Raw genomic sequence first — 16,776 nt, forward strand, 5'->3', positions numbered from 1 at the left:
AAAGGGTTTTCGGCTTTAGTACTTCACTTTTTTTTGCTAAATTTGTCTTTTAAATAAAAACCAACAGTTAATCTGTAAATAATGGACAAATTTTCATTTCTGAATGCTGCACATTCGCAGTTAATAGAAGACTTATACCAACAATATTTAAAATATCCCGATAGTTTAGAGCCTTCCTGGAAAGCATTTTTCCAGGGATTTGATTTTGCATTGGAGAATTATGGCGATGAAACTCCGGGAGATAACAACTTTGTAGCTTCGGCTCCGAATGCGGTGCAATTGGCAAACAATGCTGCAGCAAACGGACTAATTCCTGATGATATTCAAAAGGAATTCAAGGTTTTGAACCTTATTGAGGCATACAGACAAAGAGGTCATCTTTTCACCAATACCAATCCGGTAAGAGAAAGAAGACATTACGAACCTACCTTGGCGATTGAAAATTTTGGGCTTTCTCAACAAGATTTGAACAAAAAATTCAACTCTGCTACAGAAACAGGAATGCCTGCTGCCGCAACTTTGCAAGAGATTATCAATCATTTAGAAAAAATCTATTGCGAATCTATCGGCGTTGAGTATATGCATATCAATAACGTTAAGGAGAAAAACTTCATCAGAGAATGGCTTCAGGTGAATGAAAATCATGCAAAATTGAATGCTGCAGAGAAAACTGAAATCTTAGGAAAACTCAATCAAGCAGTTGCTTTTGAAAATTATCTTCATACCAAATTTGTTGGGCAAAAAAGATTTTCCCTCGAAGGTGGCGAGTCTTTGATTCCTGCTTTGGATCAGTTGATTACCCGTTCATCGCAATTGGGTGTTGATGAGGTCGTTCTCGGAATGGCACACAGAGGTAGATTGAACGTATTGACCAATATTTTCGGAAAATCTTACAAGCAGATTTTCTCAGAATTTGAAGGAAAAGAATTTGAAGAAGATGTATTCTCCGGTGATGTGAAATATCACTTGGGTTCATCTAAAAAAATAAAAACTGCTTCCGGCGAGGAGGTTTCTATCAACTTAACGCCAAACCCTTCCCACCTGGAAACGGTTGCTGCTTTGGTTGAAGGAATTTGCCGTGCGAAAGTAGACGATAAGTATAAAGATTATAAAAAAGTATTACCGATCGTTATTCACGGTGACGGAGCGATTGCCGGACAAGGAATTGTGTACGAAATCGCACAAATGATGACTTTGGAAGGTTACAAAACTGGTGGAACGGTTCATATTGTTGTGAATAACCAGGTTTCATTTACCACCAATTATTTGGATGCGCGTTCATCAACTTATTGTACCGATATCGCAAAAGTAACCGAATCTCCTGTGATGCATGTGAATGCAGATGATGTGGAAGCGGTAGTTCACGCGATTAGATTTGCTGCCGATTTCCGTGCTGAGTTTGGTAAAGATGTGTACATCGATCTTTTAGGGTACAGAAAATACGGTCACAATGAAGGTGATGAACCAAGATTCACCCAACCGAATTTATACAAATTGATCTCAAAACATAAAAACCCGAGAGAAATTTACAAAGAACAACTCATCAAAGAAGGAATTGTTTCTGATGAGGTGCTCAAGAAAATGGAAACCGAATTCAAAACGCTTTTAGATGCTGATTTCGATGCTTCCAAAGAAATTGCAAAAAACACCATGGATATCTTCATGGCGGAGGACTGGAAACAATATCCGCTTTGCCCGAGAGGAGCTATGCAAAATGCTGTAGATACAGGATTTGATCTTGATAAATTGAAAAAACTGGCAGTAGAAATGACTACTTTGCCGGCTGATAAAAAATTCATCAACAAAATTACCCGACTTTTCGAAAATCGTTTGAAAATGATCGAAGGCAATTCTTTGGATTGGGCTTTGGGTGAATGGTTGGCGTATGCAACTTTATTAGTTGAAGGCAATAACGTGAGAATTTCTGGGGAAGATGTGGAAAGAGGAACATTCTCTCACCGTCATGCTGTTGTGAAAACGGAAGATACCGAGGAAGAATATATCCCATTAAGACATATTTCTGAGAGCCGTTTTGATGTTTACAATTCTCACCTTTCCGAATACGGAGTTTTAGGTTTCGATTATGGATATGCAATGGCTTCACCGAATACATTGACCATTTGGGAAGCTCAGTTTGGTGATTTTGTGAACGGAGCGCAAATTATTGTTGATCAATATTTAGCCGCTGCAGAAGAAAAATGGAAAGTCCAAAACGGATTGGTAATGCTTCTTCCGCATGGTTTCGAAGGACAGGGTGCGGAACACTCTTCCGCGAGACTTGAAAGATTCTTAGGTCTTGGTGCAAATGAAAATATGACGGTAGCTAATGCGACTACTCCTGCAAACTATTTCCACCTTCTGAGAAGACAAATGAAGTGGAATTTCAGAAAACCTCTTGTTGTAATGACTCCAAAATCATTGCTAAGACATCCGCAAGTAGTTTCTCCTCTTGAAGATTTTGCAACAGGAAGCTTCCAACCAATTTTGGATGATGCAACTGCAAATCCTGAAAAAATAGAGAAATTGGTGCTTTGTTCAGGTAAGATTTACTACGAACTTTTAGCTAAAAAAGAAGAACTAGCTTGCGAAAATATTGCTTTGGTAAGATTAGAGCAACTATATCCACTTCAGCAAGATAAGGTAGAGGAAATTTTAAGCAAATATAGCAACAGAAAACAATTGCTTTGGGTACAGGAAGAACCTGAAAATATGGGTGCATGGAATTATATTTTACGAAACTTCAGAAAATCCAATATCGATGTAATCGCGCCTGTAGCAAGTGGTTCACCAGCTCCGGGAAGTCATAAAATGTTTGAAAAAAATCAAAATAACGTAATTAATAGAGTTTTCGACCGAGACGATGCGCCTGCAAAAAGACCGGTTACCGCATAATTTCAATTTTAAATAATAAAAAAAAATATTCACGATGTCAATATTAGAAATGAAAGTCCCTTCTCCGGGAGAATCCATCACCGAAGTTGAAATCGCATCTTGGTTGGTAAAAGACGGCGATTATGTAGAAAAAGATCAACCAATTGCCGAAGTAGATTCCGATAAAGCAACACTTGAATTACCTGCTGAGCAAAGTGGAGTTATCACCTTAAAAGCTGAAGAAGGCGAGGTGGTACAAGTTGGTCAGGTTGTTTGTCTTATCGATATGGATGCTGCGAAACCAGCCGGTGAAGCTGCTCCGAAAGCTGAAAATGCTGAAGCTCCTCAAGCGGAACAAAAAGTGGTTGAAAAACCTGCGATCGTTCAGGAAGCGCAGAAAGAAGAAAAAACTACTGCAACTTCTTACGCTACAGGAACTCCTTCGCCTGCTGCTAAGAAAATTCTTGATGAAAAAGGAATTCCAGCTGCACAAGTTTCAGGTACCGGAAAAGATGGAAGAATCACCAAAGATGATGCTCAAACTGCGCAAGTTGCGGCTATGGGAACTCCTTCTTCTACAGGTGGATCCAGAGGTTCTAATACTACTAAACTTTCAGTTCTTAGAAGAAAAATCGCTGCAAGATTGGTATCTGTGAAAAACGAAACAGCAATGTTGACTACTTTCAACGAAGTGGACATGTCTGAAATTTTCAGAATCAGAAAACAATATAAAGAAGAATTTGCTGCGAAACACGGCGTTGGTTTAGGTTTCATGTCATTCTTCACCAAAGCAGTTACTCGTGCATTGCAAATGTATCCTGATGTGAATGCTTCCATCGACGGAGATTATAAAATTAACTACGACTTCTGCGATATTTCTATTGCTGTTTCCGGACCGAAAGGTTTGATGGTTCCTGTTCTTAGAAATGCTGAAAACATGACTTTCAGAGGGGTAGAAGCTAACATTAAAGATCTTGCCGATAAAGTGAGAACCGGAAAAATTACTGTTGATGAAATGACAGGTGGAACATTCACAGTTACTAATGGTGGAACTTTCGGTTCAATGATGTCAACACCAATTATCAACCCGCCACAATCTGCTATTTTAGGTATGCACAACATTCTTCAAAGACCAATGGCTGTTGATGGACAAGTGGTAATTCGCCCGATGATGTATGTTGCACTTTCTTATGACCACAGAATTATCGACGGAAAAGAATCTGTAGGTTTCTTAGTTGCTGTAAAAGAAGCAATTGATAATCCAGTAGAATTCTTAATGAACGGCGACGAGAGAAAAGCATTAGAACTTTAATTAATTTTAAAGTTTTTAAATAACAATAATCCCGTCCATAAAAAGGCGGGATTTTTGTATTGATATCAGTAAATTCTAAAAACCAAATGATATGTTTTCTACCACTACTTTCGACATTAAAGTCACAGTGATTCCGGAATACGACGCTAAAAACAGTTTTCCCTCAGAAAACAGATTTGTTTTTCGTTACAATGTTACTATTGAAAATTTGGGCGAAAATCCTATTGTTCTTCTCAAAAGAAGATGGCTTATTTACGATGTGGGCTTCGGTTTCACAGAAGTAGCGGGAGATGGCGTGATTGGTTTAACTCCCGAAATTAATCCCGGTGAAGAATTCAAATACTTCTCTCATGTCGTTTTGCGTTCCGGTGTTGGGAGTATGAGTGGGATGTATTTTTGTAAAAATCTGTTAAACAATAAGCCTTTGGAAATCGAAATTCCGAAATTTAATCTGATGGCGGAAGTTTTAAGCAATTGATTTTATAACATCTTCACACTTTTTTTCATCACTTCCTTCACTTCATCATTTCTTGTAATCATCAAATTTTGAAATGCCAAAAGTGAAATTTTCGCACAAACTTCTGCGTCATCGCCTGCGCGGTGGTGGTTGAAAGATAATTGATGTTGTTCTGCAAGGCTTTTCAAACCATATCTTGGTAAATTTTTCCAAGATTTTTTCGCAATTTGAATGGAACACAGATATTCCATTTTCGGTTTGAAAAAACCATAATAATCCAAACTACTTCTTAGTACACCTGCATCGAAAGCCGCGTTGTGAGCGATCATCAGATTTCCGTACATTAAATTTTCAGCTTCATGCCATACTTCTTCAAAAGTAGGAGAGTTTTGCACATCTTCCGGCCGAATTCCGTGTACGTCGATATTTCGTGGATTGAAATAAGGAAAACTCGGCGGTTTGATGAGCCAGGTTTGGGTTTTCACAATTTCACCATTTTCCACTACACAAATTCCCATTTCACAAGCGGAATTACGTTCGTGAGTAGCAGTTTCAAAATCGATGGCGCAAAAATCAAGCATTTTTTATGGTTTGAATTTTTAAATAAAATGTTTGAAAATCAACCATTTTGATTGGTAATAATTCTCTATTTGATGTTTTTTTCTCCGTTTTATGGTTCCCGGAAGTTGTGCATAGAACCCAAAATGGGCTCTCACAACCGCCCATAAATGAGCCGGACCGTTTTTGAAACCAAAATATAAACCGGCAATTCCGTCCAAACATAATCTGAAAAATATCAACCAGACCAGTTTTGGAAAAGACAAGTTTTTCAGCAACATTGAAAGATTATTTCGGATGTTAAGGTACGTTTTCTTTGGATTTTCTTTGTTTAATGTTCCGCCGCCGACATGATAAACAGTAGATTTTCCGGTATAGAATATTTTCTTTCCAGAGTTTTTCAAACGCCAACACAAATCAATTTCTTCTTGATGCGCAAAAAATCTTTCATCAAAACCATTTTCTGCCCAAAAATCTTTGGATCGAACAAATAAACAACAACCCGATGCCCAGAAAATCTCGGTTTCATCATTGTATTGACCTTTGTCTTCTTCAATTTTATCAAAAATTCTACCGCGACAATATGGATAACCAAGGTTGTCAATTAATCCGCCACCAGCGCCGGCAAATTCAAAGTGATTTTTCCGATGATAAGCCAATATTTTAGGTTGAATCGCTGCAATATTTTGATCTTTTTCAAATAATTCGAGAACGGGGTTTAGCCAGTTTTCGGTTACTTCAACATCAGAATTCAGGAGACAGAAAACTTCTGCATCAATTTTTTTTAAACCTTCATTATAACCGCCTGCAAATCCTGAGTTGGTAATATTTTGCACGATTTTCACCCCCGGAAAACTGGATTTCAGAAAATCTACGGAATCATCGGTTGATGCATTGTCGATGACATAAAGTTCAGCATTTTGGGAATGTGAAATCACATTGGGAAGAAATTTTTCTAACCAATTTTTTCCGTTCCAGTTGAGAATTGCGATCGCTACTTTCAAATCAATAAGGATTAAATTCGGGTTTCCATTACTTTTATCGCATGCTGATATTTCCATCTTCGGTGAGACCAAAGATAATTATCGGGTCTTTTATTGATGGTGGTTTCGAGCATTTTATGGAACTTTCTTACCACTTCATATTCTTCAAATTTTTCGCCATCGGGCTCGATTCGGTAGTAATTAACTTGATAATATCCACGTTTTACTTTTTTCATTTCACAAAAAACAAACGCCAGATCCATTCTGGTCGAAAGCCTGTCGTACCCTATGAAAGCCGGTGTTTTTTGGTTGAGAAAATTCAGTCCATAAGTTACTTCAGAAACATGAGGAGTTTGATCGGCAACGAACATATACACCGAATTTCCATCATTAGGATTTTTAAAAATATGTCGGATGACTTCTTTGGCTTCCAAGGCGTGATTGCCAAAACGGTTGCGGATTTCCTTTACTCTCTGTTCCCAGAAACTGCTCTGAACTTTGCGATACACGGGAAAACTTTTTTCCTGAGGAATAATCGTAGCCATTGCATTGAACCATTCCCAATTAAAAATATGTCCTGCGAGAAGAATTATATTTTTGTTTTCCGCTTTGGCTTCATGAAAAACGTCTTGATTAAGATGTTGCACGCGAACCCGCAATTCGTGGGAAGAAATGGTGAAAGATTTTAAAGTTTCCACAACATAATCGCAGAAATTATGGTAAAATTTCTTTCTGATGATTTTCAGTTCCGAATCGCTTTTATCTGGGAAAGAATTTTTCAGATTTTGGAATACAACCTCTTTTCGATAGCCAACTACGGAGTAAAGTATCACGAAAATAAAATCGGACAGCCAATACAAAACCTTTAAGGGTAATTTCGAAAAAAGGATAATTATTTTAAATAAAAAATTCATAAGTGTTTTGCAAATTTAGGAATTATAAAGTTTATAGTTGGCGCTATTTTTGTTATTTTGCAGCATTAATTTAATTGAAAAATCAATGAAAAGCAGTAAGATAAAATTGATGATGTTCTCGGCACTTAGTATCGGGAGTGTAACATTTGCACAATCAACCGACGCAACTACCGAGAAAACGTCGACAGTAGCGGAAGTTGACAGCGCAGCGATAGTGGCCGCCAACAAAAAACGCGCAGCAGAGGAAAAAGCAAAACTTCCGAAACCTTATAACGCAACTGAAAATGCTGAAGCTAAAATTGCTGAACTGGTGAAAAAAGCAAAAGCTGAAAATAAAAATATCATTTTACAAGCCGGAGGAAACTGGTGTATTTGGTGTTTGAGATTCAATAATTTCGTGCAAACAACTTCGGAATTGAAAGAAGTAGTAGACGAAAATTACCTTTATTACCATTTGAATTATTCGCCGGAGAACAAAAACGAGAAGGTTTTTGCTAAATATGACAATCCTGGAGCGAAATTCGGTTATCCGGTTTTCGTTGTTTTAGATCAGGACGGAAAAATGATTCACACGCAAGACAGCGCAGTGTTGGAAGAGGGAAAAGGCTACAGCAAAGAAAAAGTGAAAGAATTCTTTGAGAAGTGGGTTCCAAAATCATAAAACAAAAAGTTCCGGAAATTTCCGGAACTTTTTTTTATAGCAATTTCTTAATCCATGTCATTTTTTTCTCTGTATAAGGAGGATATTTTAGATCGGGTTCGCCCCAAGTGACGCGTTCCAGAACGGATTTTTTATGAGAAAATGTATCAAAACCAAATTTTCCGTGATAGTTTCCGATTCCGGAATTTCCAACGCCTCCGAATGGCAGATTTTCGTTGCTCAAATGCATCACCACATCATTGATACATCCACCACCAAAAGAAATTTTCGAAGTAAAGCTTTCTTTTTCTTCAGAATTATTGGTGAAAAGATAGGCTGCTAAAGGTTTTTCTTTTTCTGAGATTTTAAGCAAAGCTTCATTTAAGTTATTAAAAGTCAAAACTGGCAGTATCGGACCGAAAATTTCTTCCTGCATTACCGCATCATCCCAATCGATTGGGTGCAAAATTGTGGGTTCGATATGAAGTTTTTGTGAATCGTGATTTCCTCCGAAATAGATTTTGTCTTTTTCAATGAAGTTCACAAGTCTCTCGAAATTTCTTTGATTGATGATTTTTGTATAATGTTCAGAATCTGGTTGGTAATTGAATTTTTGAATATAAGATTTCAAAGTATCCAGAAAACTGTCTTTCACTTTTTCATCCACCAAAATATAATCCGGAGCCACACAAGTTTGTCCGGCATTCAAGAATTTTCCCCAAACAATTCTTTTTGCGGCTACCTCAAAGTCTGCATTTGCAGTGACAATTGCCGGGCTTTTTCCGCCCAATTCCAAAGTTACGGGCGTTAGATTTTTCGCAGCAGCTTCATATACAATTTGGCCAACTTTTGTACTTCCCGTGAAAAATATTTTATCGAATTTTAGTTTTAAAATTTCGGTAATTTCCTCTACACCGCCTTCTGCCACGAAAATATAATCATTAGGAAAATTTTCATTGATGATTTTTGCTATTGCTTTCATCGTGTTTTCAGCAACTTCGCTAGGTTTTATAATGCAGGTGTTTCCTGCTGCCATAGAAGTAACCAGAGGAGAAAGCGAAAGTTGGTACGGATAATTCCATGCACCGATGACAAGTGTACAACCGAGGGGTTCGCTGTGGATTTTACTCTTTCCCAACTGGTTGGCAAGATTGGTTCTCACTTTTTTGGGTTTTGCCAGTAAATTCAGATTTTTTAGGTAATATTCAATGTCTTTTAGGATAAAAGAAATCTCGGTATTATAGGTGTCAAATCTGGATTTTCCGAAATCTTTGTAAATCGCTTCATATAAAAACTCTTCATTTTTAATGATTAAATCGCGCAGTTTCTCCAGATACATTTTTCTGAATTTAATACTCTTTGTTTTCTGGCTGTTAAAAAATACTCGTTGATCGGCTAATATCTTTGTGAAATTCATTACATTTATTTTATAAAAACAAATTTACTTTAAATAAACAGATTAAAACAAGATGGATTTTAAGAAAAAAACGGTACTCATCACAGGCGGTTGTTCTGGAATTGGAAAAATTATGGCCAGAAAATCTCTGGAAAGAGGCGCTAGTAAGTTAATTATTTGGGACATCAATGAAGAGGCTTTGGTGAAAACCAAAGAAGAATTTTCTAAAATTGGTGGGGAAATTTTTACTTATAAAGTAGATGTTTTCGATCTGGATCAAATTAAAATTAATGCCCAAAAAGTAAGAACAGAAGTAGGAAAAACAGATATTCTAATTAATAACGCAGGAATTGTGGTCGGAAAATATTTTCATGAACACACTCATGAACAAATTGAAAAAAGCATGAACATTAATTCCAATGCAGTGATGCATATCGGTTTAGAATTTTTACCCGGAATGATGGCGGAAAATTCCGGAGCGATTTGCAATATTGCTTCTTCCGCAGGTTTGATTTCTAACCCGAAAATGTCGGTTTACGCAGCTTCAAAATGGGCAGTAGTCGGCTGGAGCGATAGTCTGCGCCTCGAAATGGAACAACTCGGCAAGAATATTTCGGTCACCACGATCATGCCTTTTTATATCAATACCGGAATGTTTGACGGCGTGAAATCTAAATTATTGCCCATTCTAGAACCTGAACCAACCGCTGAAAAGATTATTAAAGCCATTGAATCGAAAACAAAAATGCTTGCGATGCCGCTTCCGTATTGGTTTATTCGTCTTTCTCAAGGAATTTTACCATTACCTATATTTGATTGGGTGATGAAAAATGTTTTTGGAGTTTATGATACGATGAAAGATTTCAAAGGTCGGAAATAAGCAAGGTGAAGTTGTAGATTTTAATGCTAAAAAAACAGAAATGCAACCCTTCAAATTCTTATATTTTTCTTAAATTTGTGCATCTAAAAAAGTAAAAAGAAAGAATGAATTCCTACAAAAATCCCCTTGAAGAACGCTATTCAAGTGAGGAAATGCTCTATAATTTTTCGCCGAACAATAAGTTCAGAAACTGGCGAAAATTGTGGATCGCCCTTGCCGAAATCGAAAAAGATCTTGGTTTGGATATTTCCGACGAACAAATCGCAGAACTCAAAGAAAATGCAGAAAACATCGATTATGTGAAAGCTGCAGAATACGAAAAAAAATTCCGACATGACGTGATGGCTCATGTACACACGTACGGCGATGCGGCTCCTTCCGCAAAAGGAATTATCCATTTGGGTGCGACTTCCGCTTTTGTAGGCGATAACACCGATTTGATTCAAATGCGTGACGGATTGTTGCTTTTGAGAAAACAAATGGTGAATGTCATTAAAAATCTTTCCGATTTCGCTATAAAATACAAAGATTTACCAACTCTCGGTTTTACGCATTATCAACCCGCGCAATTGACGACCGTCGGAAAAAGAGCAACACTTTGGTTGCAATCATTAATTTTGGATTTTGAGGAACTCGAATTTTTCCTCGAAACTTTAAGATTCCGCGGTGTGAAAGGAACTACCGGAACCGCAGCAAGTTTTCTAGAACTTTTCAACGGCGATTATTCCAAAGTTAAACATTTGGATACAGAACTTTCAAAACGTTTTGGATTTGATAAAGTTTTTGGCGTTTCTGGGCAAACTTACGACCGAAAAATTGATGCGAAAGTTTTGGCTTTATTGTCGAATATCGCTCAATCTGCACATAAATTTACCAATGATTTGCGACTTTTGCAGAATTTAAAGGAAATTGAAGAACCTTTCGAGAAAAACCAAATCGGTTCATCGGCGATGGCTTACAAAAGAAATCCAATGCGTTCAGAGAGAATTGGTTCGCTGTCGAAATTTGTGATGTCACTTTCCTCAAGTTCCGCGATGGTGGCTGCAACGCAATGGTTTGAAAGAACTTTGGACGATTCTGCCAACAAAAGACTCGCAATTCCTCAGTCTTTTCTTGCGGTAGACGCTATTTTGTTGATTTGGAACAACATCATGAACGGAATCGTGGTTTACGAAAACCGAATCAAGAAACACATCATGGACGAGCTTCCTTTCATGGCGACAGAATACATCATCATGGAAGAAGTGAAAGCCGGTGGTGATCGTCAGGAAATCCACGAAACCATCCGTGTTCACTCGATGGAAGCTTCCAAGAAAGTGAAAATGGAAGGCAAAGAAAATGACCTTATTGAAAGGATTTTGAACGACGATTCGCTGAAATTGGATAAAACCAAGTTCATGGAAATGCTCGATCCGAAAAACTTCATCGGATTCGCACCGATTCAAACCGAAGAGTTTATCCAGAACGAGGTACAGCCGATTCTTGATAAATATTCCGACTTGATTGGCTTAGAAGCTGACCTTAAAGTATAAAGCGATGCAGGCAATTTTGTCTGCATTTTTTAATGAATTATTCCCTTTAAAATTGACATAGAATGTCTGATAATAAAAGAATTTTTGTAGAAAAGCGCGGTATTTTCGATGTAGAAAGTCCGAAAATTTTTAGTGAAATCAAAACCATCATTCCGCATATTCAGGATGTAAAAGTGTATAATATTTATGATGTTTTCGGTATCGAAGAAAGTGAACTTAATAAAGTGATTTTCAATACTTTTGTGGATCCAGTGGTGGATATTCTTCACACTAAAAATCCTGCTGAAAACCTTCATTTTGCTACCGAATTTTTACCCGGACAATACGATCAAAGAGCAGATTCTGCGCAACAATGTATCGCTTTGCTTACCGGAAATGAAAATTCAAAAGTAAGAAGCGGAAAACTCATCGAACTTTTCGGCGTTTCTGAAAATGAGGTTGAAAAAATTAAAAATCATTTAATCAATAAGGTTGAATCTCAGGAAAAAGATTTGTCTCAACTTGAAATTCCGGCCGAGGAAACTCCCGATCCGGTCATTATTAATGAGGGTTTTATCGATTTTTCTACGGACGAACTTAAAGAGTTTTATCTTCATCACGGTTTTGCTTTGGGATTCGATGATTTGGAATTTATTCAGAACTATTTTAAAACTGAAGACCGAAATCCTTCGGAAACTGAACTTAAGGTCCTCGATACGTATTGGAGTGATCATTGCCGACATACGACTTTCGAAACGGAATTGACTGATATTCAGTTTAATGATGGTTTTAAGGAAACTTTGAAAACTATTTTTAATGATTATTTAGAGAAAAGAAAATTCCTCGGAAGAGAAGCGAAACCGATTTCTTTGATGGATTTGGCGACGGTTTGTGCGAGATATTTCCACAAAACCGGAAAGCTCGAAAACCTCGTTGTTTCTGATGAAATCAATGCGTGTACCATAGAAATTGAAGCCGAATTTGACGGTAAAAAAGAACCTTGGTATCTTTTGTTTAAAAACGAAACCCACAATCACCCGACAGAAATTGAACCTTTTGGCGGTGCTTCCACGTGTTTGGGGGGCGCAATTCGCGATCCATTGTCCGGAAGAGCGTTTGTTTATCAAGCGATGCGACTTTCAGGAGCTGCAGATGTTTTGGAGCCGATTTCTGAAACTTTACCGGGAAAACTTCCGCAAAGAACAATTACGAAGCAAGCCGCAAATGGCTATTCTTCCTACGGAAACCAGATTGGTTTGGCGACTACTTTGGTGAATGAAATTTACCACGATGGCTACAAAGCAAAACGCATGGAAGTTGGATTTGTAGTCGGAGCGGTGAAAAAAGATTGGGTAAGACGCGAAAAACCGCAACCCGGAGATCTGGTGATTTTGCTTGGTGGAGCAACCGGTCGCGATGGAGTTGGAGGTGCAACTGGAAGTTCAAAAGAGCAAGATGAAACCTCTATTCATACACTTTCCACGGAAGTTCAGAAAGGAAATGCGGTGGAAGAACGTAAAATTCAGCGATTGTTTAGAAATCCTGAAGTCACTACTTTAATTAAAAAATCAAACGATTTTGGAGCCGGCGGCGTTTCTGTGGCGATAGGCGAAATCGCTGATTCTCTTGAAATCAACCTCGATATTCTGCCTTTGAAGTATGATGGATTAAACGGGACAGAGCTCGCAATTTCTGAATCTCAGGAAAGAATGGCGGTGGTGATTGATGCGAAGGACAAAGAAAAATTCATCAAATTCTGCGAAAAGGAAAATATTAAAGCCGTAGAAGTGGCGAAAGTAACCGATTCCGGAAGAATGCAGATGTTTTGGCAGGGAAATAAAATTGTGGATTTAAGCCGCGAATTTTTAGATACTAACGGTTGTGCAAAATCTCAACATGCGGAAATTTCACATTTGCAAAAAGTTGAAAATCAAAATATTAAATTCACTGATGAGAATTTCTTGAAAGCGATTTCGAGTAAAAATAGTGCTTCGCAAAAAGGTTTGGCTGAAATGTTTGATGCATCTGTTGGCGGAACTTCCGTTGCGATGCCTTTTGGTGGGAAATTTCAGGAAACGGAGATGGAAGGAAGTGTGCAAACTTTGCCGGTTTTAAATGCTGAAAATATCGAAACAGTTTCTTTGGCAAGTTGGGGATTTGATGCGGAAGTTTCTTCTCAAAACTCGATGATTGGCGCTGCAAATGCGGTGATTGAAAGCGTTGCGAAAATCGTAGCCATGGGCGGAAATTATAAAAATATTCGTTTGAGTTTTCAGGAATATTTTGAAAAACTGGGAAATCAACCTGAAAAATGGGGAAAACCTTTGGCGTCGCTTCTCGGCGCATACGATGCACAAATGAATTTGGAACTCGCTGCGATTGGCGGAAAAGATTCGATGAGTGGAAGTTTTCAGGATATCAATGTGCCGCCAACTTTGATTTCTTTCGCTTGCGCAAATGGTGAAAAGAAAAACATCATTTCTCCGGAATTCAAGAAAGCAGGAAACAAATTGTATTTATTCCATCACATTCCTCAGGAAAATGGTTTGCCGGATTATGATAAATTGAAACAAGTTTTCGAATTTATTCATGAAAATAGTAAGGCGAAAAAGATTGTTTCTGTGAAGTCCATCAAGGATGGTGGAGTTGCGGTTGCTTTAGCAAAAATGAGTTTCGGAAACCAATTAGGAGCCGAGATTTCGCTGGATCAACATTTACTTTTAAATAAAAATATTGGAAGTTTAATCATTGAAAGTTCTTCAGAATTAAATAATGATTTGATTCAATTGATTGGTGAGGTAAAAACTGATAAATATTTAATAATTAATGATTTAAAAATTTCTATCTCAAGTTTATTTGAGGTTTACAAAGGAACTTTTGAAGAGCTGTTTCCTACGATTGAAAAAGAAAAAATTGTGGTAGAACTGGACGAAAAATTCAATGCTACAAAAGCAGAAACCATAATAATCCGAAAACACGGAATTGCAAAACCTCGTGTTTTTGCACCTGTTTTTCCGGGAACCAATTGTGAATATGAAACTCAAAATGCTTTCCGAAAAGAAGGTGCAGAAGTTTCAAATTTGCCGTTGATCAATTTGAATCATCAGCTTCTCAATGAAAGTTTGGATGCGTGGATTTCTGAAATCAATCAATCGCAAATTTTGGTTTTTTCTGGCGGATTTTCTGCCGGTGACGAGCCGGATGGTTCTGCGAAATTCATTGTGAATGTTTTGAAAAACGAGAAAATGAAAAACGCAGTTCACGATTTATTGAACCGTGACGGAATGATTCTCGGGATTTGCAACGGATTCCAGGCCTTGGTAAAATCCGGACTTTTGCCTTATGGTGAGATTCGCGATTTGGACGAGAATTCTCCAACATTGGCGCATAATGCAATCGGAAGACATATTTCTCAAATGGTTGATGTGAAAGTTGTTAGCGATCAATCGCCTTGGCTAAAAGGGATGAAAGATCAAGTGTTTACGATTCCGATTTCGCACGGCGAAGGAAGATTTATGGCAAGTGAAGAAGTGATTAAAGAATTGTATGAAAGCGGACAAATTGCCACTCAATACATTGATTTTGAAGGGAAAATTGCACATGGAATGCCTTTCAATCCGAATAATTCCTTGTTTGGAATTGAAGGAATCGCGAGTAAATCAGGGAAAATTTTTGGTAGAATGGGGCATCCGGAAAGATTTTCGGAAGGTTTGTTGAAGAATATTCCGACCGCCAATTATCATAATATTTTCAAAAACGGAGTCGAGTATTTCAAGTAAGAAATGCTTTGAGAATGGATAAATATTTAAAAATAAAAAGAGATTAATTATAAGTAAATTCCCTTATAAAATAAATTTATTATCGATTTAGCTTATATTTAGGTTTTATAAGGGCAATTGCTTATATTTGCAGAATGATTGCCATTATTACCGGAGATATTATTAATTCTCAAAATACTGATTCTGAATTGTGGCTTCCTAAGTTGAAAAATTTGTTGGGAAGTTGGTCTTCAACTCCCGAAAACTGGGAGGTGTACCGTGGGGACGAATTTCAGTTGAAATGCAATGTTGATGAAGTTTTTTCAAAATCTTTAATGATAAAATCACTCATCAGGACTTTTGAGAATCTGGACGTGAGATTGGCAATTGGCATTGGAAATGAAGTTTTTCTCTCCGAAAAAATTACCGAGTCAAACGGTTCTGCTTACGTGAATTCTGGGCGACTTTTAAATGATATCAAAACTGAAGGACGAACTTTGGCGATAAAAACCGAAAATGATAAAGTGAACCGCGATTTGAATATTCTTTTTAAATGGGCTTCGATCGATTTCGACAGTTGGTCGGTTGCTACGGCGGAAATTATTCATCGGTTGCTCACCAATCCGGAACTTACTCAGGAAGAATTGGCAAAAGAACTTAATATTACTCAATCGTCAGTAAGTCAGAGAATTAAACGATCAAATTTTGATTTGATTCAGGAAACCGATTTGTTTTTCAGAAAAAAAATAGCAGAACTCTAATGATTTTTATTCCTCTCATATTGGCACATTTGTTAGGAGATTTTCTTCTACAACCCAATTCATGGGTCGCGGATAAAGAGAAGAAAAAGGGGAAAAGCATCTATTTGTATCTTCATATTTTATTGCATACAGTTCTCGCATTCGTTTTTTTATGGAATTTAGAACTTTGGTGGATCGCTGTAATCATCGGAGTTTCACATTTTTTTATCGATTGGGCAAAACTGAATTTTCAGAATTCAAAAACCAAAAGAACATGGTTTTTTGTTGATCAATTGCTCCATATTTTGGTGATTGTCGGCTTATCAATGGTGTATTTTCCGTATTTCCGATGGGAAGATTTCTTTAATTCTGAAACTTTAAAACTCATTACGGCAGTGGTTTTTTTAACGGTTCCATCTTCAATTTTCATCAAAATTTTGATCTCTATTTGGACTCCCGTTACCGTAGAGCACAGCAAGTTTCAAACAGAATCCCTCGTGAATGCAGGGAAATATATAGGAATTCTCGAAAGGCTTTTGGTGTTTGTATTCATCCTCGTCGATCATTGGGAAGGCGTGGGGTTTATGATTGCCGCAAAATCGGTTTTCAGATTTAGTGATTTGGCAGAAGCCAAGCAAAGAAAACTAACCGAATATGTATTGATAGGAACTTTATTAAGTTTCGGAATCGCTGTGTTGACAGGAATTTTAGTTAAAATTTAAATTAAAAACAATTGAAATAATCAAATAAAAAGTA

The 16,776-nt window shown here is 37.4% G+C and carries 13 protein-coding genes; 9 read left to right on the plus strand and 4 right to left on the minus strand.

Translation table 11 applies throughout. From position 1 onward, the window contains the following. The first annotated feature begins 81 nt into the window (after positions 1 to 81). From NOV28_RS01465 to apaG, 3 genes are all read left to right on the plus strand, one after another. Positions 82 to 2,892 carry a 2-oxoglutarate dehydrogenase E1 component gene (locus NOV28_RS01465; RefSeq protein ID WP_255926818.1) on the plus strand — a complete coding sequence of 937 codons (2,811 nt, stop codon included), beginning with the start codon at positions 82 to 84 and terminating at the stop codon, positions 2,890 to 2,892. A gap of 34 nt (positions 2,893 to 2,926) precedes the next feature. Further along, a complete protein-coding gene (gene odhB, locus NOV28_RS01470; RefSeq protein WP_255926820.1) occupies positions 2,927 to 4,183 on the plus strand; it encodes a 2-oxoglutarate dehydrogenase complex dihydrolipoyllysine-residue succinyltransferase in 1,257 nt (418 codons plus the stop codon). 91 nt (positions 4,184 to 4,274) lie between these two features. Continuing rightward, the gene (gene apaG, locus NOV28_RS01475; protein ID WP_255926822.1) at positions 4,275 to 4,661 is read left to right on the plus strand and encodes a Co2+/Mg2+ efflux facilitator ApaG/CorD; all 387 of its coding nucleotides are present in this window, start codon (positions 4,275 to 4,277) and stop codon (positions 4,659 to 4,661) included. Positions 4,662 to 4,663: 2 nt separating this feature from the next. On the opposite strand, the gene NOV28_RS01480 is transcribed toward apaG, so the two are convergent. The 3 genes from NOV28_RS01480 to NOV28_RS01490 are packed head-to-tail and all read right to left on the minus strand — an operon-like array spanning position 4,664 to position 7,095. Further along, on the minus strand, positions 4,664 to 5,221 hold the full coding sequence (locus tag NOV28_RS01480) for a 3'-5' exonuclease (protein ID WP_255926824.1): 558 nt from the start codon (positions 5,219 to 5,221) through the stop codon (positions 4,664 to 4,666). Between the two features lie 18 nt (positions 5,222 to 5,239). Further along, positions 5,240 to 6,202 (minus strand): glycosyltransferase family 2 protein, encoded by a 963-nt coding sequence (locus NOV28_RS01485; RefSeq protein WP_255928672.1) that lies wholly within the window; start codon positions 6,200 to 6,202, stop codon positions 5,240 to 5,242. An 11-nt stretch (positions 6,203 to 6,213) separates the two neighbouring features. After that, complete coding sequence (locus NOV28_RS01490; protein WP_255926826.1) at positions 6,214 to 7,095, minus strand: lysophospholipid acyltransferase family protein; 882 nt, start codon at positions 7,093 to 7,095, stop codon at positions 6,214 to 6,216. Between the two features lie 85 nt (positions 7,096 to 7,180). On the opposite strand from NOV28_RS01490, the gene NOV28_RS01495 reads away from it, so the two are divergent. Continuing rightward, positions 7,181 to 7,756: a thioredoxin family protein gene (locus NOV28_RS01495; protein WP_255926828.1), complete on the plus strand. Its 576-nt coding sequence runs from the start codon at positions 7,181 to 7,183 to the stop codon at positions 7,754 to 7,756. Positions 7,757 to 7,790: 34 nt separating this feature from the next. On the opposite strand, the gene NOV28_RS01500 is transcribed toward NOV28_RS01495, so the two are convergent. Continuing rightward, positions 7,791 to 9,152 (minus strand): aldehyde dehydrogenase, encoded by a 1,362-nt coding sequence (locus NOV28_RS01500; protein WP_255926830.1) that lies wholly within the window; start codon positions 9,150 to 9,152, stop codon positions 7,791 to 7,793. 52 nt (positions 9,153 to 9,204) lie between these two features. Here NOV28_RS01500 and NOV28_RS01505 point away from each other — a divergent pair, with 52 nt between their 5' ends. The 5 genes from NOV28_RS01505 (at position 9,205) to NOV28_RS01525 (ending at position 16,742) form a co-directional block, all read left to right on the plus strand. Next, positions 9,205 to 10,011, plus strand: a complete 807-nt coding sequence (locus tag NOV28_RS01505) for an SDR family oxidoreductase (protein WP_255926832.1) — start codon at positions 9,205 to 9,207, stop codon at positions 10,009 to 10,011. A 104-nt stretch (positions 10,012 to 10,115) separates the two neighbouring features. Beyond that, entirely contained in the window at positions 10,116 to 11,543 is a 1,428-nt protein-coding gene (purB, locus tag NOV28_RS01510; RefSeq protein ID WP_255926834.1) for an adenylosuccinate lyase, read from the plus strand. A 62-nt stretch (positions 11,544 to 11,605) separates the two neighbouring features. Next, positions 11,606 to 15,301: a phosphoribosylformylglycinamidine synthase gene (locus tag NOV28_RS01515; RefSeq protein WP_255926836.1), complete on the plus strand. Its 3,696-nt coding sequence runs from the start codon at positions 11,606 to 11,608 to the stop codon at positions 15,299 to 15,301. Between the two features lie 134 nt (positions 15,302 to 15,435). Continuing rightward, a complete protein-coding gene (locus NOV28_RS01520) occupies positions 15,436 to 16,041 on the plus strand; it encodes a SatD family protein (RefSeq protein ID WP_255926838.1) in 606 nt (201 codons plus the stop codon). Then, a complete protein-coding gene (locus tag NOV28_RS01525) occupies positions 16,041 to 16,742 on the plus strand; it encodes a DUF3307 domain-containing protein (RefSeq protein WP_255926840.1) in 702 nt (233 codons plus the stop codon). The genes NOV28_RS01520 and NOV28_RS01525 overlap by 1 nt, the downstream gene beginning before the upstream one ends. The last annotated feature ends 34 nt before the right edge of the window (positions 16,743 to 16,776 follow it).

It is taken from the genome of Kaistella montana (genome assembly GCF_024436175.1).
Taxonomy (GTDB): Bacteria; Bacteroidota; Bacteroidia; order Flavobacteriales; family Weeksellaceae; genus Kaistella; species Kaistella montana.

Coding starts and splice junctions, on each gene's coding strand:
- NOV28_RS01465 (WP_255926818.1), top strand. CDS start 82: ATGGACAAATTTTCATTTCTGAATGCTGCACATTCGCAGTTAATAGAA.
- odhB (WP_255926820.1), top strand. CDS start 2,927: ATGTCAATATTAGAAATGAAAGTCCCTTCTCCGGGAGAATCCATCACC.
- apaG (WP_255926822.1), top strand. CDS start 4,275: ATGTTTTCTACCACTACTTTCGACATTAAAGTCACAGTGATTCCGGAA.
- NOV28_RS01480 (WP_255926824.1), bottom strand. CDS start 5,221: ATGCTTGATTTTTGCGCCATCGATTTTGAAACTGCTACTCACGAACGT.
- NOV28_RS01490 (WP_255926826.1), bottom strand. CDS start 7,095: ATGAATTTTTTATTTAAAATAATTATCCTTTTTTCGAAATTACCCTTA.
- NOV28_RS01495 (WP_255926828.1), top strand. CDS start 7,181: ATGAAAAGCAGTAAGATAAAATTGATGATGTTCTCGGCACTTAGTATC.
- NOV28_RS01500 (WP_255926830.1), bottom strand. CDS start 9,152: ATGAATTTCACAAAGATATTAGCCGATCAACGAGTATTTTTTAACAGC.
- NOV28_RS01505 (WP_255926832.1), top strand. CDS start 9,205: ATGGATTTTAAGAAAAAAACGGTACTCATCACAGGCGGTTGTTCTGGA.
- purB (WP_255926834.1), top strand. CDS start 10,116: ATGAATTCCTACAAAAATCCCCTTGAAGAACGCTATTCAAGTGAGGAA.
- NOV28_RS01515 (WP_255926836.1), top strand. CDS start 11,606: ATGTCTGATAATAAAAGAATTTTTGTAGAAAAGCGCGGTATTTTCGAT.
- NOV28_RS01520 (WP_255926838.1), top strand. CDS start 15,436: ATGATTGCCATTATTACCGGAGATATTATTAATTCTCAAAATACTGAT.
- NOV28_RS01525 (WP_255926840.1), top strand. CDS start 16,041: ATGATTTTTATTCCTCTCATATTGGCACATTTGTTAGGAGATTTTCTT.